A 23,164-nucleotide genomic window follows, 5' to 3' on the forward strand; every position below is an offset into this window, starting at 1 on the left:
CATTCCAGGGCAATCCTCTCGGCCCGGGCGTTCATTACATCCCTGCACCTTTGTTCACAGAAAATCACCGACCCACGACAGATTCCAACACCGCTGCTGGGGATACTGGCGCCTGCTCCGCCGGAGCGCCAAGGCCCGACGTGACTGGAGAACCCCATGCGTAGACTGTTGACCGCCGTGCTGATCTCGACCCTGGGGGCGGCCTCTCTGGTTCGTGCCGATGGACCAGCGCCATTTTCCAAGGTGTTCGAGGATATTTCGGCCGACCAGCCCGGCTGCGCCGCCGGGGTGATGCGCGGCGGCAAAGTGATCTGGAGCGTAGGCTATGGCGCCGCCGACCTAGCCACCGGAGCGGCGATCCAGGCCGATACCCTGTTCAACCTGGCGTCGGTGTCCAAGCAGTTCACCGGCTTTGCCATCCTCCAACTGCAAGCCCAGGGTCGCCTGAGCCTGGAGGACCCGGTGCGGCGCTTTCTGCCGGAGCTGCCGGCCTATGCCCAGGGCATCAGGATCCGTCACCTGTTGCACCACACCTCAGGGCTGCAGGACTACATGCTGCTGGCCGAACTGGCGGGGATTCCCCTGAGCCAGCGCTTTACCCAGCAACAGGCCCTGGACCTGCTGGTGCGCCAGAACAGCCTGATGTTCCCGCCCGGCAGCGAATTCAGCTACAGCAACAGCGGCTACGTCCTGCTGTCGAGCATCGTCGAGCGAGCCAGCGGCCTGTCGCTGAAACACTACTCCCGGGCGAACATCTTTTTGCCCCTGGGCATGGATCACTCAAGCATCGTCGATCAGTACCCGGTGCAGTTGCCGAACCTGGCCCGGGGCTATGAACCGGGCGGGCAGGGCAAGGCCCAGGTGGCGGTGGATGCGCGCTGGGAGCAGACCGGCGACGGCCAGGTGCACAGCAATGTGGCGGACTTGATGCGGTGGTTGCGCAACCTGTCCACCGGGCGGGTCGGGGGCAAGGCGCTGGTGGAGAACATGCGCCTGACCGAGCCCCTGAACGACGGTGATCCCGGCTATTACGGCATGGGCCTTGCCAACCGCAGCTACCGCGGGCTGCAAGAGCTGTCCCACAGCGGCGGCTGGGCCGGTTTCAACACCGACGTGGCCTGGTACCCCAAGCTCGATGTGGCCACGGTGGTGCTGTGCAACAGGGATGACGGCCGTGCCTCGGAGCGCGGCCGCCAGTTGCTCGATACCCTGCTGGGCTCGCCGGCGCCGTCCGGGGAAGCGGACATTCCGCCGCCACCCCCGAGCATCCGGGTGCTGCCCAAGGCCTCGCTGAAAACGCTGGTGGCCGGCACCTACCTGGACGATGGCGGCCATCAGTTGCAGCTGCGGCGCAGCGGCAAGGGTTGGAGCCTGGAAACCTTCCCCGACGTCCTGCCGCTGACCCGGCAGAGCGATGAGGTGCTGGTGGCGGACAACGACGGCACCCCGATCTACCTCGCGGCGACCTCGGGAGGGCGGATCGCGCTCAACAACCCGGCCTCGACCTATGCCCTGGCCCCGCCCTGGAAGCCCGATGATATCCGCCCCTACGTCGGCCTCTATACCCTGCAAACCAGCCCCGGACAGCTCAAGGTCCATGCCCGGCAAGGCAAGCTTTATGTACGCATCGGCCTGTACACCTACCCGATGCAGCCCCTGACCGCTGAGCGTTTCAGCGCCGGGGAACTGGGGGTGCTCAGCTTTGCCGAGCAAGGCGCGGTGCTGACCAGCAGCGTGGCGCGCAATCTGCGGTTCGGGAAAGTCTTTGCGCCATAGCACGATACGCAGGCCGCAGGTGTCTGTACGCGCTTCATATCTTGCCTTTCTTGATGGCCAGGGCCAGGGCCTGGTGCTTGTTGGGGCTATCGAGTTTTTGCAGGATCTTGGCGATGTGGTAGTCGATCGAGCTTTTGCTCAGGTGCATGCGCATGGCGATATCGGTGGAGGACATGCCATCGGCGGTGTAGCGCAAGATATCGATCTCGCGATCATTCAGGGCTTGCTGATGATCGTTGAAGATGCGCTGCAGGGAGTGTTGGCGGTTGATGTAGTCGATCAGCTTGGCGTAGACCTTGAGGACGCAAGCCGACCAGTCGAGGGGGTCGACGCCTTGCAGGGAACCCTGCTTCAACGAGGCGATCGACAGCACCCCGTAGTTGCCGAAGCTGCAGGGCAGGCCGATGCTCATCCCGGAAAGAAAGCCATAGTCCTTGCCCGCCTGGAGAAACAGTTTGCTCTCGATGAAGTCGTCGCTCCATATCGTCGGGAAGTAGGGGGTCGGAGAATGGATCTTCAGGATCGGGTCCACTGTCCAGAATTTTTCCGCTTCGTAGTCCCGGCGCCAGGCGTAGCTGTAGCTATCGATGTTGTAGACAACTTTGCTGTGGGACTTCAGATCCGAGCGCAGTATGAAAGAGAACTCGGTGTGGTTGGTTTCTCGTTCCAGCTCGGTCCTGATCTCATCACATAACTTGCTCGGGATATTGACTCTCTTGAACTCTATCTCGGGCGATCTTCTCGTATAACGTCCCATTTTCTACTCCTTTAGAATCGGCCTGAAAAATGCGTGGGGAAAGGCCAGAAGTGCGCTTTTCCGAACTCAAGCCGGGACTTGATCCGCACCTCGTGGTGTTTGATCAAGTTGCCTTGGAGGTTCCAGTGTAGTTGCTGACGAGCGTTTGAAAATGCTGCGAAGGGACGCTGCACACTCCTTGGAATCAGTGCCGGAACTGTTCTGTCAGGTTCTATGAAGTGGGTACTGATGAATTTTGCGGGCACCGTTGAGCGGGGCCGAATGAGCCCCGGGACGAGGGCGCAAGGAGTCAACTTGTTTGGCTATAGACGCCATTCTGGATATGCAGAAAGATTATCGAAAAGAGGACCGGTAGGCCGTCTCGAAAAGTGCGGGGGGAAGATTTGGTAAAAGTACCAATTTCAGCTTGATTGGGTCGCTTTATAGTCGTTTTCAGCAAGTTGCCATAGCGACTTAGCTGGCAAGAAAACCATGACCCAACTCTGGAAAAAAGGACTTTGAAATGAACTCGAACCCTGCCAACAAAGTGACTGAAGAACAAAAAAATGCCTTGTTCGTGCTGTCCAAGGTCGCCTATGACGCCGCCGTCGCCCAACGTGGCGAGATGGCCGCAGGCAAACCCGGCCTGGCCTCCTCGCTGAGCCAGCAGCCGCATCCCCAGTCGCTGTGCGGTTGTGGCTGCCAGGAGTATGTGTGCGGCTACTACTGCTTCAGTACCCAGGGCTGTGGATGCAGCAGCTACCTTTACATCAGCTCGAACCTGACCACCATCGGCCCGACGCAAAATCAGGGCATGCCCGCGCATTTCAACGGCAGCGCGAACGGGCCGATGAACGCCAGCATCAACCTGTCAGATGTCTACATGAGTGGGGTGTTCCCGGATGTCAACAGCGTGGTCAATCACACGTTGCCATTCAACCTGGAGATTTCATCGGGGGCGGTCACCATGACGTTTTACGACCAGGGGCGGGTGCTGGGGGTGATGCACTCGCTGCCGGGGCACTACTACAACGGCTATTTCCATGGTAGTGGCACCGGGACCTTCACTCTGGCCTGATGGCTGGAGCCGGGTGGACCACCTGGGGCAGGCGAGCCTATTGCTCGCCTGCGTCTTTTTATGCGGTACACGCCGAGGCTCAAACCCGCCGGCTGCGGCCCAGCAACCACAACAGGTAGAAACCTCCCAGCAGGCCGGTCATCAGGCCGATGGGCAGGTTGGCGTGGAACGCCAGGCGCTGGCTCAGCAGGTCTGCGGCCAGGAGCAATACCGCGCCCGTCAGCGCGCCCGACCCCAGCGGCACGTCGGCGCTGCGGGTCAGGCGCCGGGCCAGTTGCGGGCCGGCCAGGGCGATAAAGGCGATGGGCCCGGCAGCGGCGGTGGCGATGGCAGTGAGGCCGACGGCGGCCAGGACCATGATCAATCGGGTGCGCTCCACCGCGACCCCCAGTTGGCTGGCGGTGGCGTCGCCCATTTCCAGCAGGTTGATGCGCCGGGCGTGGTACAGGGCGATCGGGGCGATCAGCAGCAGGCCCAGGGCCGCCGGCAGTACATGGGACCAGGTGCGGGTGTTCAGCGAGCCGGCTAGCCACAGTTGGGCGAACATCGCCTGGTCGAGGTTGCCGCTGACCAGCAGGATGCTGTTCAGGCCGGACAGGCTGGCGCCCACGCCGATGCCCACCAGTACCAGGCGATAACCCCCGCTGCTGTGGCCGTTTCGCGCCAGCAGCAACACCAGCAGGGCGGTGCCCAGGCCGGCCGCCACTGCCGCCAGGGACGTGGCCAGGGGGCCGGCATCGAACAGCATGATCTGCACGATGGCGCCGCTGGCGGCGCCGGTGGTGAAGCCGATCACGTCCGGCGAGCCCAGGGCATTGCGCGAGATCGACTGGAAGATCGCCCCGGCCATGCCCAATGCCGCGCCCACCAGGGTCGCGGTCAGGGCCCGGGGCAGGCGCACGCGTTGCAGCACCCGCTGGGCGGTGGGGTCCTGGCCCTGGCCCAGCAGGTTGGCCAGCACCTGTTCCGGGCCCAGTGACAGGCTGCCGGTACCCAGCAGCAGCGCCCAGAGCAGCAGCATCGCCACCAGCAGCACGGCGCAGACCAGGGCCGTGCGCGGTTGCCAGCGCAGCGAGAGCGAGCCCAGGCGCAGGGCCTTGAGTCCCTTCACAGGCGGCTCAGGCGAAAGCGCCTGACCAGTACGATGAAGCACGGCCCACCCAGCAGCAGGGTGATGATGCCGGCGGCGATTTCTTCCGGCGCTGCCACCACCCGGCCGAGCACGTCCGCCCCCAGCAGCAGGCCGGCGGCCAGCAGCGCCGAGTAGGGCAGGATCCAGCGGTAGTCGGTGCCCACCAGCATCCGCGCCAGATGGGGCGCCACCAGCCCGACAAAACCGATCGGCCCGGCCACGGCGGTGGCGGCACCGGCCAGCAGCATCACCGCCAGGCAGGCCAGTAGCCAGGTCAGGCGCAGGTTCACTCCCAGGGCGCGCCCCAGGTCCTGGCCCAGGGCCAGGGCGTTGAGCTGGGCGGCGATCCCCAGGGCCAGGGCCAGGCCCAGCGCGATGGCCAGGGCCGGAACCTGCAGCAGGGCGAAGCCGCTGCCGGACAGCGAGCCCGCGGCCCAGTGGCGAAAGTGATCGAAGACCTCGGGTGGGCTGTTGAGCACGATGATCCCGGTCAGTGAAGTCAGCATCACTGACAGTCCGGCGCCGGCCAGCACCAGGCGCACCGGGTTGGTCCCGGTCTCATGGGCCTGCCCCAGCAGGAACACCACCACTCCCGCCAGCCCGGCGCCGCCGAACGCCAGCCACAGGTACTCGGCCAGGCTGGTCAAGTGCAGCAGCGCCACGCCGCCGATCACCGCCACGGCGGCGCCGGCATTGATGCCCAACAGGCCCGGTTCGGCCAACGGGTTGCGAGTCACCGCCTGCATCACCGCGCCGGCCACCCCCAGGGCGAGGCCGGCCAGCAGGGCAATCAGGGTCCGGGGCAGGCGCAGTTCACGCAGGATCAGGTGCTGGTCGTTGTGCAGGTCGGGTGCCTGCAACGCCTGCCAGGTCACGCTCAGGGGGATCGCCCGGGAGCCGATGGCCAGGCTCAGCAGGGCCAGCACCAGCAACAGCAGCAGCCCGGCCAGCAGGCCCCAGGTGCGGTGGTGAGGGCGCGACAGCGGTCGGGCCAGGGGCTGGGCAACGAGGTTCATGGCTTAGCGAAAGTGCGCGGCGACGGCATCGATCATCTGCCGTCCCGAGTAATAGTCGATGCGAAACGAACTCGGGCCCAGGGCATACACCCGCCGGTTGATCACCGCTGGCAGGTTGGCCAGCACCGGGTCGGCGAGGAACGCCTGCACGTCGCCGTCCGTGGCGCTGAGCAGGAACACGCTGTCACCGGTGATCGCCGCCGGCAGGTTTTCCCGGGAGATGAACTGGAAGTCCGACGCCCGGGTGACCTTGCCCGCCAGCGCCTCGGGCAGCTCCGCGACCTTGAAGCCAAGAGCGCCGAGCAGCCGGGCCTGGGGGCTGTTCAGGCGGCCGATGGAATAGCTGCCGGCAATGTTGTAGCCCACCACGCTCACCGGCCCCGGGGGCGGGGTGATGCGGGCGGCGGTTTGCGCGGTGTACTGGTCGAAGCGCTGGATCGCCGCCCGGGCCTGTTGCTCCAGGCCGGTGCGCTGGCCCAGGGCGGTGGCGATGTCTTGCCAGCTCTGGTTCGAGTAGTCCACCACCAGGGTCTCCAGGCCCTGGGCCTGCAGCTCGCTGCGGTGGGCGACCACGCTGTCGGCGCCGGTGGCGGACACCACCAGCAGGTCCGGGTCAGCGGCGATCACCGCTTCAATATCGAATTGCAGGTTGCGGTACAGCACCGCTACGCCGCGCTGCCTGGCCACTTCTGCCCACTGGGAAAAGAACCCGCGCTCATCGGTGAGGCGGCTGGGGGTGGTGGCGGCGCTGGCCACCAGCGGCGCATCCATGGCCAGCAGGATCCCGGTGACGCTGGGGCTGGTGGAGACGATACGGGTGGGGGTGGTGCTTGCCCCGAGGGCCAGCTGGCAACTCAGGGCCAGGACCGCTGCACTGAGCAGCCGGGCGCAAAGGCGTGGGTTCATCATCGATCCATCGGACGGTAAAGGGTGGGGCGCAGGGGCCTGAACAGCAGAACCATATGATAATGCTTCTCATGCAATGCGTTCCATATTGTAGAATCCATTCCGCAATTGCAATACTGCAAGCGCTTGTCTCCCAAGGAAAACCCCGCCATGACTCACCGTTTGCACGCCGATGCCGTGACCTTGCGCCACGACGCGCGAATCATTTCCCAGGGCCTGTCCCTGAGCATTCCCGACGGCTCGTTCACGGTCATTGTCGGGCCCAACGCCTGTGGCAAATCCACCTTGCTGGCGGCGTTGTCCCGGCTACTGGCACCGGCTGAAGGGCGGGTGGTGCTCGATGGCAAGGACATCCGCCAACTGCCGGCCCGGGAAGTGGCCCGGCGCCTGGGCCTGCTGCCGCAAAGCGCCATGGCGCCGGATGGCATCAGCGTTGCCGAACTGGTGGCGCGCGGGCGCTATCCGCACCAGTCGTTGCTGCGCCAGTGGTCGAAGGAGGATGAGCAGGCGGTGCGCGGGGCGATGGCCGCGACCCGGGTCGAGGCGCTGGCCGAACGCTTGCTGGACGAGTTGTCCGGCGGCCAGCGCCAGCGGGTGTGGATCGCCATGGTGCTGGCCCAGGAAACGCCGATCCTGCTGCTGGACGAGCCCACCACCTACTTGGATATCGTCCATCAGATCGAGCTGCTGGAGCTTTTGGCCGAGCTCAACCGCCAGGGCCGGACCATCGTCGCGGTGCTGCATGACTTGAACCAGGCTTGCCGCTATGCCAGCCACCTGATCGCCCTGCGCGACGGCGCCATCGTCGCCCAGGGCGCGCCGGCGGCGATCTTCACCGAGGCCCTGGTGGAGCAGGTGTTCGGCCTGGCCTCGGTGATCATCCGCGACCCGGTCAGCGGCACGCCGTTGATGGTGCCCAAGGGCCGGATCGACCCGGCCTGAAGCCACGGCTCAGGGGCGCGCCGGCAACGCTTCCTGGGGCACGCGCTGGCCACCGGTGGCCTGATTGACCTGGGCCGCTTCATGGAACAGCGCATCGCGGTCTTGCGGGGCCTGCAATTGCCCCAGGTCAGTGACCGTGGTCATCACGCAGACGATCTCCTGCTGGGCGTCGAATACCGGCGCGGCCTGCCCGGTGACGTTGGACAGCAGGTGGCTGGTGAGTTCGGCCCAATGCCGGCGTCGTACCTCGTCGAGCACCGCGGCACTGGGCGGGGTGCCGCGAAAATGCGCCGGCTGCTGCTTGCGCGCCGCGTCGATCACGGCCTTGGGCAGAAAGGCCTGGAACACCAGGCCGCAGGCGGTGTTGTCGATGGGCAGGATGTCCCCCAGGGCCAGGGGGTTGATGGAGAAATAGGCGCTGCGGTACCAGCGCACCAGGGTCGGCCCGCGGTCGGTCCAGATCGCCACGCCCCCGCTGGCGGCATGCCGCTGGGCCAGGGCTTTCATGCGCTGGGCGGCGATGTCCACCGCATCGATGCGCTTGAGCGCGCCAATGCCGATGCTCAGGGCCGCCGGGCCCAGGTCGTACAGGCCACTGAGCGGATCCTGCTTGGCCAGCCCTTCCTTGACCAGGCTTTGCAGGTAGCGGTGGGCGGTGGAGCCACCCGTGCCGGTGCGCCGGGCCACTTCCCCCAGGGCCAGCTCGCCCTCGGCATTGGCCAGGGTGTTGAGAAAACGCGCGGCGATCGACACCGACTGGATCACCCCGGAACGTTTTTCCGGCGGTGCATCCAGGGTCTCGTCCAACGGGGGCTGCGAACTGTTCAACGGCTGGGTCTCCTCACCAATGTCTGGCCGCGTGGGGTACGCAGGCTACGGCCTGCGCGGCGCTGGCGCTAGCGGCGGCCATGATACCGGTTCCACCGCCTGCCTGGGACGGGGGAATGCGCCCGGGCCAAAAGTGTAGATCATTCCAATTTGCAGAACGTATTCCGTATTGAGGAATATCATGGCAGCGTGATAGCCTAATCGTGAAAGAGGATCATTCTCATTTGGAAGGAAGTTTTGATGGCCCTTACGCACCGCACATTCAGTCACGGTATTGGCGTTCTCACCTTGTCCACCCTGCTGGCGAGCCCGCCGCTGATGGCCGAGGACAGCAGGCAGCCGGACAAGCCAGGGAAAGGCAGCCTGGCCCTGGAATCGCTGGTGGTCACCGGTGAGAAACTCGACCGCGAGCTGAAGGACACCGCCTCCTCGGTGTCGATCATCACCGACCGCGATATCGACCAGAACAAGACCGGCGATGCGTCGGTGTCGGAGGTCATCAACGGCAGCCCCAACGTGATCTACACCGACTCGGTGGGCGCGCCGATCATCCGCGGCCAGGACACCCAGGGCCCGAACAACGGGCAGAACGTGTTCTGGGGTGGTACGGTGCCGCGGGCCACCATCAACCTGGACGGCCACTACCTGAACTACAACGAGATGTTCTTCGGCGCGACCTCGGTCTGGGACCTGGACAGCATCGAGGTGTTCCGCGGCCCGCAGACCACCTCCCAGGGCGCCAATGCGATTGCCGGGGCGATCATCGTCAACACCAAGAACCCGACCTTCACCCCCGAGGCGGCCTACCAGGCGGAGATCGGCAGCTACCACTCGCGGCGCAGTTCGGTGGCGGTGTCCGGGCCCCTGGCCCAGGACTTTGCCGGGCGCCTGGCAGTGGACTATTCGGCCCGCGACACCTTCATCGACTACGACAACCCGAAGTTCCAGGGCGGCAAGACCGACCAGGATTTTCGCAACCTCAATGCCCGGGCCAAGCTGCTGTGGTTGCCCACCGACATTCCAGGGCTGGAAAGCCAGTTCACCTTCGCCCACAACGACAGCAACCGCCCGACCCAGGAAGCCGCCTCGGCGCCGTTCCACAAGCTGGAGCACAGCTCCACCACCATGCCGTCCTGGGAACAGGACACCAACACCAGCATCCTCGACGTCTCCTATGAGCTGGGTAATGGCCTCAAGCTGTTCAACCAGGCGCAGTATTCGCTGTCGTCGGTGCACCGGGTGACCGGGGCGGCGGGCGAGGGCGATGCCGACATCCACCAGAAGAACGCCTCCAACGAGTCGCGCCTGACCTTCGGTGAGAAAGAGGACCTGCTCAGTGGCATGGGCGGGATCTACTACGCCCGCACCCGCACCGACGAAACCCTCAACCTGCGGGGCCGTTCGGCCTTCGACGACACCAAGACCAACCTGGGGATCTTCGGCGAGCTCAACTACCGGCTCACCGACCTGTGGACCCTGAGCACCGGCCTGCGCTACCAGCAGGACCACATCGAGCGCACGGGCAACTCGGTGCTGGCTCCCGGCGCGCTGAACTACGACAAGACCTTCTCCACCGTGCTGCCCAAGGTTTCCCTGGCCTACGCCGCCACCCCGCACTGGACCGTCGGTGGCCTGGTCAGCCGGGGCTACAACCCGGGCGGTGTGTCGCTGAACCTGACGACCCGGCAATGGGCCTATTTCAAGGAAGAGTCGATCTGGAACTATGAGCTGTTCAGCCGCGCGAGCTTTCTCGACGACCGCCTGCTGATCAACACCAACCTGTTCTACATGGATTTCAAGGACGCCCAGTACAACATCCCGGTGGTGATTTCCCCGGGGGTGGCACAGTCCTACACCATCAACGCCGAGAAGGCCCACGCCTATGGCCTGGAGCTGGATCTGGACTATCGCCTGCTGGACAACCTGCGGCTCAAGGCCAGCGCCGGTACCTTGCGCACCCGCATCGACAAGATTTCCAGCAACGCCGACTACGCCCACAACGAGTTTGCCCGCTCGCCGGGCTACACCCTGAGCTTCGGCCCCAGCTGGGACATCACCGAGCGCCTGAACCTCAATGCCCAGGTGCGCTACCTGGACGGCTACTACTCGGATACCGCCAACACCTCGGCCTATTCGATCAAGCCCTACACCCTGACCGATGCGCGCATGAGCTACCGCTTCAACGACCAGGTGCAGCTCTATGGCTACGTCAAGAACGTCTTCGACGACCGCTCGCCCACCTACATGCAGCAGAACCGCGGCATCGGCGGCATCGAGGCCAGCATGACCCAGCCACGGACCCTGGGCATCGGCGTCAAAGGGGCGTTCTGAGGCCCCGGGAACCCGTCGCCGGCCGCCCCTCGAGGCGCTGCCGGCGTTCATTCGTACACAGGAGATTGGCAACAGATGAGTAACCGCAAACGCCTGCATATCGGCATGTCCCTGGCCCCCACCTGGCTCAGTGGCGATGCCTGGCGCCAGCCCGACAGCAATATCGAAGGCATCTACAGCGCCGACTTCGCCGTGGACATCGCCAAGCGTTCCGAGGCCGCGCACCTGGATTTCGTGTTCCGCCCCGACGTCAGTTGCCTGAACATGGACGGCCTGGAAAGCGGCTCGGGTTTCGCCAGCCTCGATCCCACGGTGCTGCTGGCGTGCATCGCCCGGGAGACGTCCCGCATCGGCCTGGTGTCCACCGTTTCCACCACCTTCTTCCCGCCCTATGTGGTGGCGCGCCAGTTGCAGTCGCTGCATTGGGTGAGCAACGGCCGCGCCGGCTGGAACATCGTCACCGCCTTGCAGGGCCACGAGAACTTCGGCCTGGAGGCCATGCCCGGCGCGGATGAGCGCTATGCCCGGGCGGCAGAGTTCACCCGCCTGGTGCACGACCTGTGGGCCAGCTACCCCAACCAGGCGCTGCTACTGGACCGGGAGAACGGCCGTTACGCCGACCGCAGCCAGGTGCACCCGGTGGACCATGCCGGCGAGTACTTCCGGGTGCGCGGCCCGCTCAACCTGCCGGCGTTCGGCAAGGCACGGATTCCCCTGGTCCAGGCCGGCGCCTCGGACACCGGTCGCGACTTTGCCGCCTCGGTGGCCGACCTGGTGTTCGCCCCGACCCCGGACAAGGATGCGGCCCTGGAACTGCGTCGCGACCTCTCGCAACGGGCCCGGCGCCACGGCCGCCGCCCCGAGGACATCCGCCTGCTGCCGGGCCTGAGCCTGTACCTGGCGCCGACCCGGGAACAGGCCCGCGAGCTGTTCATGCAAACCCACGGGCGCCCGGACAACGCGCGCAAGTTCGCCTCGATCCAGCAGATGATCGGCCTCGATTTAAGCGACTGGCCCCTGGACCGCCCGGTGAGCGCCGCCGACCTGCCGGCCCCGGTGCACAACCCCGGCAGCCGCACCCACACCAACCTGCTGCGGCGGTTGATCGAGCGCGAAACCCTGCGCCTGGACGAACTGCTGCTGCGCCCGGAAGTGATTTCCGCGGCCCACTGGCAAGTGATAGGCACCGCCGAAGATGCATTTGCACAGATCGTCGAATGGGCCGAGGCCGGCGCCATGGACGGCTTTATCGCCGCGCCGGGGGGCTCGATCCGTTCGATGCACATTTTCCTGGAACAGGTGATACCGATGCTGGTGGAGGCGGGGCTGTTTCGCGAGCGCTATAGCGGCACGACCTTTATCGAACACCTGCAAGAGCAGGATTGACCCGGGGCCTGCGAGAAATATCCGGCTTTGAGTGGCGGGCGCTATGGTTGTTTCTCCACAACGTGCGCCCGGATCATGCCGGGCGATCCTAACCCCGCAGTCAATAAAAGGAATGCAACATGAAAGTCAGTGCACGCAACGTGTTCAAAGGCCGGGTCAGCCAGGTGGAAGAGGGTTCGGTCAACGCCGAGGTGGTGCTGTCCCTGGAGGGCGGCGAGCAACTGGTGGCGGTGGTGACCCTGCAAAGCCTGCGTAGCCTGGGCATCGCCCCGGGCACCGAGGCCCTGGCCCTGGTCAAGGCACCCTGGGTGATGCTCATGACCGATGCCGAGGGCATCCGCCTGTCCGCTCGCAACTGCCTGCAGGGCAAGGTGATCAGCGTCACCGATGGTGCGGTCAACGCCGAAGTGGTGCTGGAGCTCAGCGGCGGCAGCCAGGTGTATTCCATCGTCACCCGCGATGCGGTGACCGAACTGGGCCTGGCCCCGGGCGTCAGCGCCACGGCGGTGATCAAGGCGTCCCACATCATCCTGGGCGTGCCGGCCTGATACCCGGCGGTTTCGATCGAGCAGGGGTTCAGGCGCTGTCGGAAGCTCCGGCATCCGCCTGCGCCCCCGGGTTCTCGATGCTTGCGGCAGAGTGCGTACTGCCAATGAACAGGTACATGGCCGGCACCATGAACAGGGTCAGCAGGGTGCCGATGGACAGCCCGGCAAAGATCACCAGGCCCATGTCGTGGCGGCCCGCCGCGCCGGCGCCGGAAGCCCAGACCAGCGGCACCACCCCCAGGACCATGGCCGCGGTGGTCATCAGGATCGGCCGCAGGCGCACCGCGGCGGCTTCTTCGATGGCTTCGCGCTTATTGTGTCCGGCGCGCTGCAATTGGTTGGCGAACTGCACGATGAGGATCCCGTGCTTGGTGATCAGCCCCAGCAGCGTCACCAGCCCGACCTGGGTGTAGACGTTGATCGAGGCGAACCCCATGGTGATGAAGGCCAGGGCGCCGAACAGCGCCGGCGGCACCGAGAACAGGATCACCACCGGGTCGCGGTAGCTCTCGAACTGGAACGCCAGGGCCAGGTAGACGATCAGGATCGAGAACAGCAACAGGCCGACGAACCCCCCCGATTCCTGGATGAACTGCCGTGATTCGCCGGCGTAGTCGCTGGAGTACCCGGACGGCGCCACCTGTTCCAGAATGCCCTTGAGCCGGGCCAGCAACTCGCCCTGGGACACGCCGCTGACCCCGGACAGGGTCGCCGAGTTGAGCTGCTGGAAGTGGTTGACCGACTCAGGCTCGGTGGAGGTTTCGATATGGGCCACGGTGCGCGCTGCAATCATCGCCCCCGACGGGGTACGGATGTAGTAGTCGAGGATCTGTTCGGGGTTCAGCCGGTCCACCTGCAGCACCTGGGGGATCACCTTGTAGGAGCGCCCGGCGGTGGAGAAGTAGTTCACGTAGTTGCCCCCCAGGGCCGCCGAGAGCGCGGCGCCGACGTCGGCCTGGGTCATGCCCAGGGCGGCGATCTTTTCCCGGTCCACCACCAGCTTGGCCTGGGGCTTGTCGAGCTTGAGGTCCAGGTCGGAAAACCAGAACAGCTGCTGCTTGGTGGCCTCGGCCAGTACCGCTTGGGCCACCTCGTTGAGGTTGGCCACCGACTCGGTGGTGCTGATCACGAACTGCACCGGCAGGCCCTGGGCGCCGGGCAGCGAGGGCAGGGGGAAGGCGGCGATGGTGGCGCCGGGCACCTGGTTCCACTTCTGTTGCAGGTCGAGGATCAACTGCGCCTGGGAGCGGTCACGATCCTCCCAGGACTTGAGCAGCACCCCGCCCAGGCCCTGGTTCAGCGAGGGCAGGCCGGTGAGCTGGAACATCTGCAGGTACTCGGGCTCCTTGTTGGCGATCTGGAACGCCTGGTCGGCAATCCACTCCATCTGCTGCGGCGAGGCGGTGGGCGCGCCCTTGATCTGCATGAACACCAGGCCCTGGTCCTCGGTGGGCGACAGCTCGCTCTTGGCGGTCAGGCCACTGGCGGCCACCAGCACGAACAGCAGGAAGCCGAAGGTCACCAGCACCGGCCAGCTATCCAGCCCGGCCGCCAGCACCCGGTGGTAGCGCCCCCGCAGCCAGTCGAAGTAGCGGTCCAGGCGCTTGGCGAACCGGCCTTCCTCCTGGCCGCTCTTGAACAGCCGCGAGGTCATCATTGGCGACAGGGTCAGGGCGATCACCGCCGACACCGTCACTGCGCCGGCCAGGGAAAAACAGAACTCCTTGAACAGCGCCCCGGTCAGGCCGCTGCGCAGGCCGATGGGCACGTAGGCGGCGATCAGCACCACGGTCATGGCGATGATCGGGCCGCCCAGCTCGCGGGCCGCCAGCAGCGCCGCCTCCAGTACGCCGCGGCCTTGCTCCTTGATATGCCGGTCGACGTTTTCCACCACGATGATGGCGTCGTCCACCACAAGACCGATGGCCAGCACCAGGGCCAGCAGGGTCAGCAGGTTGATGGAATAACCCAGCAGGTACATGACGAAGAAGGTGCCCACCAGCGACAGCGGGATCGCCACCAGCGGCACGATCACCGCACGGAACGAACCGAGGAACAGGTAGATCACCACCGAGACGATGATCATGGCTTCCACCAGGGTCTTCACCACCTCGAAGATCGAGGTGTTGATGAAGGCCGTGGAGTCGTAGACGATCTCGCCGCGCACCCCGGCCGGCAGTTGCGATTGCAGTTCGGGGAAGGCTTTGCGCACGTTGTCGGCGACGTTGAGGATGTTGGCGGTGGGCGCTGCCTTGATGCCGATGAACACCGAGCGCTTGCCGGAGAAAGCCACGCTGCTGTCGTAGTTTTCCGCCCCCAGGGTGACGTTGCCCAGGTCCTCCAGGTACACCAGGGCGTCGCCGTTGTGCTTGACCACCAGGCGCTTGAATTCGTCCACCGTGTGCAGGTCGGTGCCGGCGGTGAGGTCCACGGTGATCATCTGCCCCTTGGTGGAGCCCACGGCGGACAGGTAGTTGTTGTTGCCCAGGGCCGTGGCCACGTCCTGGGCGGTGACGTTGTGGGCCGCCAGCTTGTCCGGGTCGAGCCAGGCCCGCAGGGCGAACTGGCGGCCGCCGAGGATCTCTGCGGTCTGCACGCCTTCCAGGGAATCGAGCTTGGGCTTGACCACCCGCACCAGGTAGTCGGTGATGTTGTTGGTGGCCAGGGTGTCGCTGTAGAACCCCAGGTACATGGCGTCGGTGGTCTGGCCCACCGCTACTGTCAGCACCGGTTCCTGGGACTGGGCCGGCAACTGGTTCTTCACCGAGTTGACCTGGGTGTTGATCTCGGTCAGCGCCTTGCTGGAGTCGTAGTTCAGGCGCAGGGTCGCGGTAATGGTGGAGAGCCCGGTGATGCTGGTGGACGACAGATAGTCGATGCCCTGGGCCTGGGCGATGGCGGCCTCCAGGGGCTGGGTAATGAAACCGGCCACGGTGGCGGCGTCGGCCCCGTAGTAATAGGTGCTGATGGTGACCACGGTGTTTTCCGTGCGCGGCCACTGGTTCACCGGCAGCTCGAAGATCGAGCGCAGGCCCAGGATCAGGATGAACAGCGAGACCACCACGGCCCAGACCGGACGCTTGATAAAGGTATCGGTGAAGTTCATGGCGGGCCCTAGTGCTCTTGCGGCGTCGGCGAAGGATCGTTGCGCGGCGCGTGGCTGTTGTCGACTTTCACCGGCGAGCCGTTCTTGAGTTTCATCTGGCCGCTGGTGATCACCAGGTCGCCTTCCTTGACCCCTGACAGCACCGCCACCTGGTCGCCACGGTTGGGGCCGGTTTCGATGAAGGTCTGCTGCGCGGTGAGCACTGCGTCGCCCTGGTCGTTGTTCTTCTGGCTGGCGATGAACACCGTGGTGCCGTAGGGGTTATAGGTGACCGCGGTCTGGGGCAGGGTCAGGTAACGCTGGGTGCCGCCTGAGGCCACCACGGCCCGGGCGAACATGCCGGGCACCAGGCTGCGCTTGGGGTTGTCGATGGTGGCTTCCACCGTGACGTTGCGGGTGTTGGGGTCGAACTGGGTGTCGATGGAGCTGACCCGGCCGGTGAACGTCTGTTTGGGCAGGCCGTCGGCGCTGACCGTGACGCTCTGGCCCAGGGCCACCTGCTGCACCTGGGCCTGGGGCACGTTGAAGTCGATGTAGATCGGGTCGAAGGTCTGCAGGTTGGCGATCTTGTCCCCCGGGTTGAGGTATTGCCCGGGGTTGACCGCGGTGATGCCGATGCGCCCGGCAAAGGGCGCGCGGATGCTCTTCTTCGCCACCAGCGCGCGCTGCTGTTCGGCAGCGGCCAGTTTGGCCTTGAGGTCGGCTTCGTCGGCCTCGACCAGGGCCTGGGACACCGCGCTCACCTTCAGTTGCGCCCGGTCGCGCTTGAGCACCGTGCCGGCCAGGGCCGCGGTGGCTTCCAGGGAGTGCAACTGGGCGATGTCGGAGTCGGCATTCAACTGCACCAGCAGGTCGCCGGCGGCCACTTCCTGGCCGGGCTTGAAGCCGATGCTGCGCACGATGCCGCCGACCTCGGTGGTCACGTCCACCCCGCGCACGGTCTTCATCGAGCCCACCGCGGAGACGCTGGGCTGCCACTCTTCGTACTGGGCCTTGATGGCGGTAACCACCGCGGGCGGCAGGGGCACCTTGGCCTGGGCGATCAGCTTGGAGATCTGCGCGAACTTGACCCCGCCGATCACCGCGACGATCAGCAGCACCACGCCGAGCATGATCAGCATCGGCCGCAGCAGCCGGCGCTTGCGCGGCGCCTGGGGGGCCGTGCCGGGGTGCGCAGGGGAGGGGCTGGAGTGGACATCGGCCATGGCGGATCTCACTTAAGGCAAGGGTGCAGGTCGAGTGGACGGCGCGGCGGCTGCCGGCCCCTGGAGCCGGCCCGGCTGGCCGGCTTGAGCCTGTTCGCGGTGCTGGGCCGCGGGCGGTGGGTACATCTCCTTGAGCGACGGCCAGCCGAAACGATCGGGGCTGCCGAGGCTGTCGGGGTCGACATCCTGGCGCTGCCAGCAGCCGCCACCCAGGGCCTGGAACAGCGCCGTGGTGTCGCTGTAGCGGGCGGCCTGGGCCCGCACCCGGCTGACAATCGCGTTCTGGTAGGTCTGCTGCGCGGTCAGCAGGTTCAGGTAGCCCACCGCGCCCAGGCGGTACTGGGCCTGGGCCAGGTCCAGGCTCTGGCGCGCGGCGGTCTCGGCCAGCACTTGCTGTTGCAGGGCCTCGGCGTCGGCCTGCAGGGCACGCAGGGCATTGGCTACGTCCTGGAAGGCGGTGATCACCGTGCCGCGATAGCGCGCTGCGGCCTGCTCATAGGCGGCCACCGCGGCGCGCTTGCGATGCTCCAGGGCGCCGGCGTCGAACAGCGGCTGGGCGATGGAGCCGGCCAGGCTCCAGACCCCGGTGCCGGAGGAAAACAGTTTGGTGCCCGCCAGCGCCGTGGAGCCCAGGGAACCGGTAATGCTGAACTGCGGCAACTGGTTGGCGATGGCCACGCCGATATCGGCGCTGGCCTGATGCAACTGGGCCTCGGCGGAACGCACGTCGGGCCGCTGCTCGACGATGGCCGAAGGCAGGCTCAGGGGCAGTTCCTCGGGCAGGTGCAGGGAGGCCAGCTGGAAGTGTTCGCCACGGTCCTGGCTGGGGAAGCGACCCAGGTAGGCCTGCAACTGGTTGCGGGTCTGGGCCAGCTGTTTCTGCAAGGGCGGCAGGGTGGCGCGGGTCTGGGCCAGGGTCGCTTGCTGGGTCAGCAGATCGCTGTCGCCGATGGCACCCAGTCGACGCTGGGCCTGCAGCAGGTCGAGCTGGTCGCTCTGCAGGCGAATCACGGTTTCGGTGGCGGCGATCTGGTCACGGATCGAGGCCAGGCTGATGGCGGTGTTCACCAGGTTGGCGGTGAGGGTCAGGTAGGTCGCCTCCAGCTGGTAGCGCTGGTAGTCGGCCTGGGCACCGCTGGCCTCGATCTGCCGGCGGGTACCGCCAAACACGTCGGGGGCGTAGGACACACTCAGGGACGCCGAGTTGACCGTGAAGATCTGCGCCGCAGAGCCCCCGGCCGCTGCCGCACCGCCGCTGGAGCCCAGGGCGCTGGCGGCGGACACCTTCTCGCGGGTTTTCGAGGCCGAGGCGCTGAGGGAGGGAAACAGCGACGCCTGTTCGGCGTACAGCAGTTCATTGGCCTGGCGCAGCGCGGCCTGGGCGGCGTCGATATCCGGGTTGGCCTGCAGCGCTTCCTGCACCAGGGCATCGAGTTGCGGCGAGCGGAACAGCGTCCACCACTGCCCGGGAATGTCCATGCCGTTCACCAGTCGCTGCGCCGCGCCACCGGCGGCGACCCCCGCCGTGACGGTGCCGGGCGGCAGGGGCGTGGCGCTGTAGCCGGCGTCCCGGCTCAGTTCCGGGCGGCTGAAATCCGGCCCCACGGCGCAGCTGGCGAGGGCTGCGATGCAGATCAGGTTCAGGGACGAGCGGGCAAGCAACAGAAGAGACAGGTGCCCAGAGGATTTTCGACCGGTACCTTCGTCCCTGTGAGGACGCCGGCCGCCAGTGGCTACAGGCAGCAGCTGTGGCTTGTTCATATTCTCTCTAATTGAGCAATCAGTGAGTGAGTTCAACAGGAATATGGAGAGCGGCGCGACGGCAGGGCAGGCACCCCCTCAAGCGCTGGGCTGCGCGAGGTGTAATGAACGTTAATGGATGAGTCGGCTAACCGCCAATAGATGAAATCTTGTGCCGGAAGGTGATCGGTGGGGCTTGGGCTATCCCATTTGCCGCGGGGGAGCGGCAAATGGGTATTGCGTGCTGGAGCAGGTGTCTGGGTCAAGCTACCAGTGATCGAACAGCTGTTTGACCTGCATCGGCGCAGTACAGCGCAGCAGGGCCTGGCGAAACCGCGGGTTGGTAAACAGCCGGGCGGTGTCGGCCAGCAGGTCCAGGTGCTGCTGATCGGCGGGAGCGGGCACCAGCAGCACCAGGATATCGCTGACCGGCTGCTGGTCCGGGGCGGCAAAGGCCATGGCGGTCTGCGGCCGCAGGTACAGCGCATGAATGCGATCGAGCTCGGCGAGTCGCGCGTGGGGCACCGCGACCCCTTCACCGATGGCGGTACTGGCCGCCAGCTCCCGGCGCCACAGGCTGGCGGCCACCCAATCCGCCGGCAGTTGCCGGGTCTCTTGCAGGTGCTGGCCGACCTGCTCGAACAGGCGCTGCTTGTTCGTGACATTGACCGCCAGGAGGATGTCTTCGACCTGCAGATAGCGGGCGACTTTGCTCATGGGCTTCTCCGGGAGCTTCAGGCTTGGCTTGCAGGCTATTGAAGCGCATTCGCCAGGTGCCGGGAGGGGCGGGCGGGCAGTCTTTACGAACTCTTTAGGTGGGTGCCACCTTGGAGAAAGCAAGCCTGGCCAAGCCTTGATCCGGCAAGTGTCGCAATGACGGGCGTTACGGGACGCCTTGGAACGCCAGATGCAGCCCGGCGTCAGTTCGACGCCGGGCTGGCGACTTCAGCGTGCCGCCCAGGCGTTGAAGCGCTGTTCCAGTTGCTCGCCATGGTCGGCCCAGAACACCGCATCAACCGGTACCTGTTGCGCGAGGTTCTGTGGTGCAGTAGGCAGTTCGGCAATGCGCGCCTTGTCGAGCAGACCCATGGCGGCGAGATTGGCCGCGCCGTAATCGATATGCTCGGAGAAAAGCTTCTGCTGCCCCGGCGAGACGGAGAAACTGATGAATTGGTAAGCCTTGGCCTTTTGCGAGGCTCCGCGCGGGATGGCCCAAGAGTCGAATTCGTAGAGACCACCGGACCATACAATGTCCAGGCCGTATTTTTTGCGCTGCTCAGCCGAGAGGCGGCCGTTGTACACCGAGGTCATCACCACGTCCCCGGCTGCCAGGTATTGGGGCGGTTGGGCTCCGGCTTCCCACCATTGAACGTGGGGCTTGATCTCATCCAGCTTGGCGAACGCACGGTCCTGGCCTGCCTTGGTGGCGAGTACTGAATAGAGGTCATGAGACTCGACACCATCGGCAATCAACGCGAACTCCAAGGTCGACTTGGCCAGTTTGCGCAGGCCTCGTTTGCCGGGGAATCTCTCCACATCCCAGAAATCCTTCCAGCCGGTGGGTGCTCGCGCCAGCTTGTTGGTGTTGTAGGCCAGGACTGTTGAATAGACCAGGAAACCAATCCCGCAGGGCTGGATTGCACCGGGTACGAACTCTGTGCTGTCGAGGCCGAGTTGAGCTGGGTCCAGTGTTTCGAACATCCCCTCATCGCACCCTCTGGCTAATTCGGCGGACTCAACTTCGACGACGTCCCAGGAGACGCTGCCGGTGTCGACCATCGCCTTGACCTTGGCCATTTCGCCGTTGTATTCGCCAGCGATGATTTTGCCACCACTGCTTCGCTGCCATGGCTGATAGAACGCCTTCACTTGAGCGTCCTTGTTGGCGCCACCGAAGGAAACAATGGTGAGGTCGGCTGCAAGCCCAAGGGAGGTGGTCATCAAGCCTGTGGCCAGGGCGGTGAACTTCAGAGTTTTGATCATTATTATTATCTCCTACGCTACAAGGATGTCTTCGAGACATTCCGGTACACCGGGATCGTTCTGACTGCGTTGGTCAGAACAACGGGGCGACTGTCGCGAAGCCGCACAATCAGAGCTCAGGCTGGACTGGGGGCCAGCGTTCGTGCTCCACCTGCCAACATGGCATGGGGGGCATGATCTGAACATCGGGCAGTCGTGATCCTTGGATCGTCCAGGACTAAACTATTACCGGTGGCGAGCGCCGCCTAGCTCGCAAGCCTAGCGCGCGGCCCAGGCGTTGAAGCGCTCTTCCAGCTCATGCCCATGGTCGATCCAGAATTCGCTGTCGACCTTCAGGGCCTGGGCCATATTCTGCTGGGCGGTGGGGAAGTTGCGCTGGGTCTCGGGCGCGACAAGTGCCAGCGCTTGCTTGTGGGTCGGGCCGTTGTGCATGATTTCGGCGAACTGTTTCTGCTGCGCCGGCAAGCTGGCAAAAGCAATGAACTTCAACGCCGCCGGCACATTCGGGCTGCCCTTGACGATGCCCCAGCTGTCCATGTCGTAGAGGTTGCCTTCCCACACCAGCGGGAAGTCATAGCCGGCCTGTTGCGCACTGATGGCGCGGGCGGTGTAGACCGAGGTCATGCTGACATCCCCGGCTGCCAGCCACTGCAAGGGCTGAGCCCCTGATTCCCACCACTGGATCTGTTGCTTGATTTGGTCCAGCTTGCGAAACGCGCGGTCCACGCCATCGGCTTCACGCAGCACCTTGTACACCTGATCGCGGGGCACGCCGTCGGCCATCAGGGCGATCTCCAGGGTCAGCTTGGCGCCTTTGTGCAGCGCTCGCTTGCCGGGAAAGGTCTTCAGGTCCCAAAGGTCGGCCCAGCCGGTTGGGGGCTTGGACACAGCCTTGGGGTTGTAGACCAAGGCAGTGGACCAGATGAAGATGCCCACTCCACATTCACTCAGGGCGCCCTCGATAAAGTCGCTTTGGGTCACGCCAGGCATGGCCGGCAGCCGTTCGAACAACCCCTCGTCGCAGCCGCGCTGTATTTCGGCATGATCCACTTCGACCACATCCCAGCCGACACTCCCGGTCTCGACCATGGCCTTGATCATGCCGATTTCGCCGTTGTACTCGCCGGCCCGAACGCTAATCGAGTGCTGCTGCTCGAAGGGGGTGTAGAACGCCTGTTGCTGGGCTTGCTTGTTCAGGCCGCCGACGGAAACCACGGTCAGCGTATCGGCCTGGACGGTGCAGCAGGATAGCGCCAGGGTCAGGGTGGTGAGAGCAGTTTTAAGCATGGCTGGTCTTCCTTCTTGTTGTTGTTTTAACGGTCGCGAGGACCATCCTAGCCAGCACGGCTGCAACTCATTAGGAATAAAAGGCGCGCTTGACGGGAGGGTTTTTCTCACGGCGTTTTGTAGATATCGCCCCGGCGCCAGCAGGCTGGGTAAGATCCAGATACTGGCGTAGCGCTGTACCAGGCACTGTGCCCGGACCGTCGTCGTAGTGCGCCCAGGAGCCCCGAGATGAACAACTTCACAGACTATCGACTGCCTTCCCTGGATGCTCTGCTGGCCTTCCGGGCGGCCGCGCAATTGCAGAGTTTCGAGCGCGCGGCCGATGCCCTGGCGCTCACCGGCAGCGCCTTGCGCAAGCGCGTAGCGGGCCTGGAGCAACTGCTGGGCATATCGTTGTTCGAGCGCCAGGGCGGCAGTCTGGTGCTGACTGTGCAGGGGCAGGTCTACCTGGAGCAGGTCAGCCCGATCCTCGCGCAGTTGCTGGCAATCCCCGGTCATCAGCGTCCGGTACAGCGCAAGCAGCACCTGACGGTCATTTGCCCGCCGACCTTCGCCCGGCAGGTTCTTATCCCGCGTCTGCAGGAGCACAGCCTGGCCTACCCGGAAGTCGAACTGCAGATCCAGCTGAGTGCGCCCATGGGCAGTGTCGATGGCGGAGCTTGCGATGTGCTGATAAGTGGCGACAGCGCGGAGGTCGCGCCTTGTCAGCGGCTGCTCGACGAACAACTGCAGCCCATGGCCGCACCGGCTTTGCTGGCGCATTTCCCCGGCCTGGATCCGGTGCGGGATTTCGCCCGCCTGCCCTTGTTGCGTTCACCCCTGGAGCCCTGGCGGCCCTGGTTCATGCAAGCCGGCCTGGAACTCGTCGAGCCGCGGCAGGGCCCGGCCCTGCTGGACCTGGGCATGATGCTTGAGGCAGCAGCCAAAGCCCAGGGCGTGGTCCTGGCGCGGCCCTCACTGGCACAGGCGTGGCTGGCCGATGGGCAGTTGGTGGCGATTGGCAAGGTACGTAGCGAGCCCTCATTTCACTATCAACTGCGAGTACGGCAGCCATCGCCGGCGGCAGAAGCCTTCAGCACCTGGTTGACTCGGGTCTGTCATGAAACCGTGCTTGAGGCGCAGGCACGCTTGAAGTATTCGCTGTAGGAAAGTTATGCCCGATAA

18 protein-coding genes are annotated in these 23,164 nt (G+C 65.2%); 7 read left to right on the forward strand and 11 right to left on the reverse strand.

The genetic code is table 11. The annotated features are described in order from the left end of the window. Positions 1-156: 156 nt before the first annotated feature. A complete protein-coding gene (locus M2395_RS02435) occupies positions 157-1,776 on the forward strand; it encodes a serine hydrolase (RefSeq protein WP_123430550.1) in 1,620 nt (539 codons plus the stop codon). A 34-nt stretch (positions 1,777-1,810) separates the two neighbouring features. Here M2395_RS02435 and M2395_RS02440 read toward each other — a convergent pair whose 3' ends face one another. After that, positions 1,811-2,533, reverse strand: a complete 723-nt coding sequence (locus M2395_RS02440; protein WP_053152451.1) for a LuxR C-terminal-related transcriptional regulator — start codon at positions 2,531-2,533, stop codon at positions 1,811-1,813. A gap of 502 nt (positions 2,534-3,035) precedes the next feature. Between M2395_RS02440 and M2395_RS02445 the strand changes: the two genes are divergently transcribed. Then, entirely contained in the window at positions 3,036-3,590 is a 555-nt protein-coding gene (locus tag M2395_RS02445) for a hypothetical protein (protein WP_015636055.1), read from the forward strand. Positions 3,591-3,669: 79 nt separating this feature from the next. On the opposite strand, the gene M2395_RS02450 is transcribed toward M2395_RS02445, so the two are convergent. The 3 genes from M2395_RS02450 to fepB are packed head-to-tail and all read right to left on the reverse strand — an operon-like array spanning position 3,670 to position 6,647. Continuing rightward, entirely contained in the window at positions 3,670-4,701 is a 1,032-nt protein-coding gene (locus M2395_RS02450) for an iron chelate uptake ABC transporter family permease subunit (protein ID WP_123430551.1), read from the reverse strand. Next, on the reverse strand, positions 4,698-5,738 hold the full coding sequence (locus M2395_RS02455) for an iron ABC transporter permease (protein WP_015636053.1): 1,041 nt from the start codon (positions 5,736-5,738) through the stop codon (positions 4,698-4,700). The genes M2395_RS02450 and M2395_RS02455 overlap by 4 nt, the downstream gene beginning before the upstream one ends. A 3-nt stretch (positions 5,739-5,741) precedes the next feature. Continuing rightward, positions 5,742-6,647: a Fe2+-enterobactin ABC transporter substrate-binding protein gene (gene fepB, locus M2395_RS02460; protein ID WP_011061900.1), complete on the reverse strand. Its 906-nt coding sequence runs from the start codon at positions 6,645-6,647 to the stop codon at positions 5,742-5,744. 147 nt (positions 6,648-6,794) lie between these two features. Between fepB and M2395_RS02465 the strand changes: the two genes are divergently transcribed. Then, a complete protein-coding gene (locus tag M2395_RS02465) occupies positions 6,795-7,586 on the forward strand; it encodes an ABC transporter ATP-binding protein (protein WP_011061899.1) in 792 nt (263 codons plus the stop codon). Positions 7,587-7,595: 9 nt separating this feature from the next. On the opposite strand, the gene M2395_RS02470 is transcribed toward M2395_RS02465, so the two are convergent. Continuing rightward, the gene (locus M2395_RS02470; protein ID WP_169893601.1) at positions 7,596-8,381 is read right to left on the reverse strand and encodes an IclR family transcriptional regulator; all 786 of its coding nucleotides are present in this window, start codon (positions 8,379-8,381) and stop codon (positions 7,596-7,598) included. 270 nt (positions 8,382-8,651) lie between these two features. Here M2395_RS02470 and M2395_RS02475 point away from each other — a divergent pair, with 270 nt between their 5' ends. The 3 genes from M2395_RS02475 to M2395_RS02485 all read left to right on the forward strand — a co-directional run bounded on the left by M2395_RS02475 (position 8,652) and on the right by M2395_RS02485 (position 12,679). Beyond that, positions 8,652-10,745 carry a TonB-dependent receptor gene (locus tag M2395_RS02475; protein ID WP_093403950.1) on the forward strand — a complete coding sequence of 698 codons (2,094 nt, stop codon included), beginning with the start codon at positions 8,652-8,654 and terminating at the stop codon, positions 10,743-10,745. Positions 10,746-10,820: 75 nt separating this feature from the next. Beyond that, positions 10,821-12,131 (forward strand): NtaA/DmoA family FMN-dependent monooxygenase, encoded by a 1,311-nt coding sequence (locus tag M2395_RS02480; RefSeq protein WP_011061896.1) that lies wholly within the window; start codon positions 10,821-10,823, stop codon positions 12,129-12,131. Positions 12,132-12,250: 119 nt separating this feature from the next. Continuing rightward, positions 12,251-12,679 carry a molybdopterin-binding protein gene (locus M2395_RS02485; RefSeq protein ID WP_015636050.1) on the forward strand — a complete coding sequence of 143 codons (429 nt, stop codon included), beginning with the start codon at positions 12,251-12,253 and terminating at the stop codon, positions 12,677-12,679. 28 nt (positions 12,680-12,707) lie between these two features. Here the strand turns inward: M2395_RS02485 and M2395_RS02490 are convergent, their stop codons facing one another. From M2395_RS02490 to M2395_RS02515, 6 genes are all read right to left on the reverse strand, one after another. Further along, a complete protein-coding gene (locus tag M2395_RS02490; RefSeq protein ID WP_011061894.1) occupies positions 12,708-15,785 on the reverse strand; it encodes an efflux RND transporter permease subunit in 3,078 nt (1,025 codons plus the stop codon). 8 nt (positions 15,786-15,793) lie between these two features. Beyond that, the gene (locus M2395_RS02495) at positions 15,794-16,906 is read right to left on the reverse strand and encodes an efflux RND transporter periplasmic adaptor subunit (RefSeq protein WP_011061893.1); all 1,113 of its coding nucleotides are present in this window, start codon (positions 16,904-16,906) and stop codon (positions 15,794-15,796) included. Between the two features lie 96 nt (positions 16,907-17,002). Beyond that, positions 17,003-18,751 (reverse strand): efflux transporter outer membrane subunit, encoded by a 1,749-nt coding sequence (locus M2395_RS02500; RefSeq protein WP_123430553.1) that lies wholly within the window; start codon positions 18,749-18,751, stop codon positions 17,003-17,005. A 246-nt stretch (positions 18,752-18,997) separates the two neighbouring features. Next, on the reverse strand, positions 18,998-19,447 hold the full coding sequence (locus M2395_RS02505) for a PTS sugar transporter subunit IIA (protein ID WP_015636047.1): 450 nt from the start codon (positions 19,445-19,447) through the stop codon (positions 18,998-19,000). 228 nt (positions 19,448-19,675) lie between these two features. Further along, positions 19,676-20,713: an ABC transporter substrate-binding protein gene (locus tag M2395_RS02510; RefSeq protein ID WP_053159259.1), complete on the reverse strand. Its 1,038-nt coding sequence runs from the start codon at positions 20,711-20,713 to the stop codon at positions 19,676-19,678. Positions 20,714-20,971: 258 nt separating this feature from the next. Continuing rightward, the gene (locus M2395_RS02515) at positions 20,972-22,000 is read right to left on the reverse strand and encodes an ABC transporter substrate-binding protein (RefSeq protein ID WP_053159257.1); all 1,029 of its coding nucleotides are present in this window, start codon (positions 21,998-22,000) and stop codon (positions 20,972-20,974) included. Positions 22,001-22,228: 228 nt separating this feature from the next. Between M2395_RS02515 and M2395_RS02520 the strand changes: the two genes are divergently transcribed. Continuing rightward, positions 22,229-23,146, forward strand: a complete 918-nt coding sequence (locus M2395_RS02520) for a LysR substrate-binding domain-containing protein (RefSeq protein ID WP_053159255.1) — start codon at positions 22,229-22,231, stop codon at positions 23,144-23,146. The last annotated feature ends 18 nt before the right edge of the window (positions 23,147-23,164 follow it).

It is taken from the genome of Pseudomonas sp. BIGb0176 (assembly GCF_024810175.1).
Taxonomy (GTDB): domain Bacteria; phylum Pseudomonadota; class Gammaproteobacteria; order Pseudomonadales; family Pseudomonadaceae; genus Aquipseudomonas; species Aquipseudomonas protegens.

What these genes read in the sequence shown, in the direction of transcription:
- M2395_RS02465 (WP_011061899.1), top strand. Translation starts at nt 6,795, where the DNA reads ATGACTCACCGTTTGCACGCCGATGCCGTGACCTTGCGCCACGACGCG.
- M2395_RS02490 (WP_011061894.1), bottom strand. Translation starts at nt 15,785, where the DNA reads ATGAACTTCACCGATACCTTTATCAAGCGTCCGGTCTGGGCCGTGGTG.
- M2395_RS02435 (WP_123430550.1), top strand. Translation starts at nt 157, where the DNA reads ATGCGTAGACTGTTGACCGCCGTGCTGATCTCGACCCTGGGGGCGGCC.
- M2395_RS02440 (WP_053152451.1), bottom strand. Translation starts at nt 2,533, where the DNA reads ATGGGACGTTATACGAGAAGATCGCCCGAGATAGAGTTCAAGAGAGTC.
- M2395_RS02500 (WP_123430553.1), bottom strand. Translation starts at nt 18,751, where the DNA reads ATGAACAAGCCACAGCTGCTGCCTGTAGCCACTGGCGGCCGGCGTCCT.
- M2395_RS02510 (WP_053159259.1), bottom strand. Translation starts at nt 20,713, where the DNA reads ATGATCAAAACTCTGAAGTTCACCGCCCTGGCCACAGGCTTGATGACC.
- fepB (WP_011061900.1), bottom strand. Translation starts at nt 6,647, where the DNA reads ATGATGAACCCACGCCTTTGCGCCCGGCTGCTCAGTGCAGCGGTCCTG.
- M2395_RS02485 (WP_015636050.1), top strand. Translation starts at nt 12,251, where the DNA reads ATGAAAGTCAGTGCACGCAACGTGTTCAAAGGCCGGGTCAGCCAGGTG.
- M2395_RS02515 (WP_053159257.1), bottom strand. Translation starts at nt 22,000, where the DNA reads ATGCTTAAAACTGCTCTCACCACCCTGACCCTGGCGCTATCCTGCTGC.
- M2395_RS02455 (WP_015636053.1), bottom strand. Translation starts at nt 5,738, where the DNA reads ATGAACCTCGTTGCCCAGCCCCTGGCCCGACCGCTGTCGCGCCCTCAC.
- M2395_RS02480 (WP_011061896.1), top strand. Translation starts at nt 10,821, where the DNA reads ATGAGTAACCGCAAACGCCTGCATATCGGCATGTCCCTGGCCCCCACC.
- M2395_RS02520 (WP_053159255.1), top strand. Translation starts at nt 22,229, where the DNA reads ATGAACAACTTCACAGACTATCGACTGCCTTCCCTGGATGCTCTGCTG.
- M2395_RS02495 (WP_011061893.1), bottom strand. Translation starts at nt 16,906, where the DNA reads ATGCTGATCATGCTCGGCGTGGTGCTGCTGATCGTCGCGGTGATCGGC.
- M2395_RS02445 (WP_015636055.1), top strand. Translation starts at nt 3,036, where the DNA reads ATGAACTCGAACCCTGCCAACAAAGTGACTGAAGAACAAAAAAATGCC.
- M2395_RS02505 (WP_015636047.1), bottom strand. Translation starts at nt 19,447, where the DNA reads ATGAGCAAAGTCGCCCGCTATCTGCAGGTCGAAGACATCCTCCTGGCG.